The organism is Luteibacter sp. P4_E6 (genome assembly GCF_056401535.1).
This window is the reverse complement of record NZ_JBFUJE010000481.1, coordinates 1-2,980: the sequence shown is the minus strand read 5'-3', so window position 1 is coordinate 2,980 and position 2,980 is coordinate 1. Positions and strand designations below refer to the sequence as shown.

The 2,980-nt window shown below is 64.7% G+C and carries 3 protein-coding genes; all 3 read left to right on the top strand.

The features are described from left to right. On the top strand, positions 1 to 244 hold a 244-nt coding region (locus AC1DT2_RS19540), incomplete at its 5' end, for a prolyl oligopeptidase family serine peptidase (RefSeq protein ID WP_477298131.1). Positions 245 to 318: 74 nt separating this feature from the next. Continuing rightward, the gene (locus AC1DT2_RS19535; protein WP_477298130.1) at positions 319 to 2,298 is read left to right on the top strand and encodes an alpha/beta hydrolase family protein; all 1,980 of its coding nucleotides are present in this window, start codon (positions 319 to 321) and stop codon (positions 2,296 to 2,298) included. Positions 2,299 to 2,427: 129 nt separating this feature from the next. Next, positions 2,428 to 2,980: TonB-dependent receptor plug domain-containing protein (locus AC1DT2_RS19530; RefSeq protein ID WP_477298129.1), on the top strand; the 553-nt coding region annotated here is incomplete at its 3' end.

The following is a 2,980-nucleotide window of genomic DNA, read 5'->3' as shown; positions in this document are numbered from 1 at the left end:
CAAGATCACCGTGCCGGTCCTGCTGGTTCACGGCGAGGATGACGAGCGCGTGCCCTTCGCCCAGTTCAAGGCCATGCGCGCGGCGATGGATGCTGCCCACAAGCCCTATGAAGTCCTCACCAAGTCCGGCGAGAAGCACGGGTTCGTCAAGCCGGAGAACATCGAGGAGTTCTATAACAAGCTGCAGGCATTCCTCGACAAGAACATAGGCAGCGGACAGCAGGCGACAGCGTCGACGCAGTAACACGCGGGCGCCCGGCTCACGGAGCTATCCGGAGACCGGGCGCCGACATGGATGCACCATCAGGGGAGTAAACGATGAATCACCGTTTCGTGCGGCCGTTGCTGGCCGCGCTTTGCCTTGTCACGACCGCCGCCGGTGCGGCCGAGTTGATCCCGGTGGCGGACTTCGCCCRCCGGATGCCACTCACCGAGCCCCGCCTTTCGCCGGACGGCCAGTACGTCTCCATGGCCTTCCACGATCCCGACGGCAAGACCGATGGCCTGGCGATCTACAAGGTCGGCGACATGACCACGYCGGTGACCCTGATCCGCATGCCGCCCTACGAAACACCAGCGAACATGCTTTGGGCCAGCAACACCCGACTGGTGGTTGCGCGCGGCAAGATCGACGGCTCGATCGGGCAGGCTTCGTACACCGGCGAGCTGATGGCCATCGACGTCAATGGCAAAAACCCGGATTACCTCTTCGGTTACGAAGCCGTCGGCAGGCGCAACGCCACGCGTGCGATCGACCGCGGGTGGGGCACCCTCGAAGGCGCACCGATCGACGCGAACGGCCACTTCTACGCGCGCGCCACCCTGTGGAACGACCAGGAACGCAGCACCCTATACGACATCGATGCGCAGACGAGCGCACGCAAGCAGCTGGCCGACATCGGCCAGCCCAACATGAACTTCATGATCGCGCCCGATGGCACGGCGCGCTTCGCTTACGGCGATGGTATCGACTACAAGTGGGCGGTGTACCACCGCGAGGGCGGCGGCTGGGCGAAGCTCGCCCTCGATCAGGAACATCGCGGCTTGCGGCCCCTGGCTTCCGTGGCGAACAACGACAAACGGTTCTATGCCGTCGCAAGCCCCGAAGGCCGGGGCGGCGAGCTCATTGAAGAGGACGAGGACGGCAGCAACCTCAAGGTCATCCGTAAGGACGACTTCGGCAAGGTATCCCCAGGCGGCCTGTGGACGCCGGCGCCCCTGCGTCCCTTCGGCACGATCGTCGACACGGGCATTCCGAAGGTTGAATACATCGACCCGCAGGCGCCGATCTCGAAGCTTCATATGGCCTTGTCGCTGAAGTTTCCAGGCACCTTCGTCAAGTTCGTCGACTTCAGTCGGGACGGCGGCCAACTGATGTTCGAGGTGACGAGCGACCGCGAACCCGGCCGCTACATGCTCATCGATACCAAAACCTACAAGGTCAGCAAGCTGTTCGATGCGAAGCCGTGGATCGACCCGGCGACGATGTCCGAGCGGCGTCCCCTCCACTTCAAGGCCAGCGACGGCCTGGAACTCGAGGCCATCCTCACCTTCCCGAAGGGTCGCCCGGAGGCCGATTTGCCGATGGTGCTGTTGCCCCACGGTGGCCCTCACGGCATCGCCGACGAGTGGTACTACGACACTAACGCGCAGTTCCTGGCCAGCCGCGGCTATCTCGTGCTGCAGGTGAATTACCGGGGCTCGGCGCTGCGCGGGACGAGCTTTGAAACCGCCGGCTTCCTGAAGTGGGGCACGCGGATTCAGGAAGACCTGATCGACGGCGTGAAGTGGGCGATCGCGCAGAACTATGCCGACCCGAAGCGGGTGTGCGTCTTCGGCGCCAGCTTCGGCGGCTATTCGGCCCTGATGACCCCGGTGCGCGCACCGGGCGTGTTCAAGTGCGCCGTGGCCTACGATGGCATTTACGATCTGGACATGATGTACAACAAGGGCGACATCCAGGAGAAGAAGTCGGGCGTCAACTACCTCACCCGCGTCATCGGCCGGGACGAGGCCGACCTGGAGGCGAACTCCCCGGTCCATCTCGCCGACAAGATCGACGTGCCGGTATTCCTGATTCACGGCGAAGACGACCAGCGCGCCCCGTTTGCCCAGTTCAAGGCCATGCGTGCGGCCCTGGACGCGGCGCACAAGCCGTACGAGACGCTGACCAAGGCCGACGAGCGCCACGGCTTCGTCAAGCCAGCCAATGTCGAGGAGATGTACAACCGGCTCGCGGCGTTCCTGGAGAAGAACATCGGCCCCGGCCAGCCGCAGACGACGGCATCGACCCAGTAACGAGCCAGGAGGCGGCCGGCGGAAGGAGAGCATGACTTCCGCCGGTTGCCGCCGTCACGCCGCACGCGTTATCTTCGGGGGATCGTCGAGCCCGGGTGGGGTATGGCGGGGCTTGGGAGGCTTCAGGGTATGTACGTCAATTCCGGGCACAAGCGCCTCGTCGCAGGGCGACGCGTAGCGCTTGCCGTAGCGCTCGGAGCCTGTTTGCTCAACGTTGGCGTCCGCGCCCAAGAGACCAGTCCGTCCGCCGAGATGCTTGCGCCGGTGAACGTCAGCGTCACCGGTTCGCGAATCCGCGGCACCGACGTCGAAACCGCCCAGCCCGTCTTCACCATGGATCGCCAGGCCATCCGCGACACGGGCCTCACCAGCCTGGCCGATGTCATCGGCCGTATTCCGTCCGCGGGGACGCCGGAAGTCACACCGCAGGACACGCTCTCATCCAGCACCGACGCCGGTGGCCGCTACGCCAACCTGCGTAACCTTGGCGCCGTGCGTACCTTGATCCTGGTCAACGGCCGTCGCTGGACCACCAGCCTTAACGGCCTTACCGACCTCTCCACCATTCCCGTGGCGATCGTCGAGCGCATCGAAGTCCTCAAGGATGGCGCCTCGTCGATCTACGGCTCCGATGCCATCGGCGGTGTCGTCAACATCGTCACGACGGATCGCTTCGAAGGCG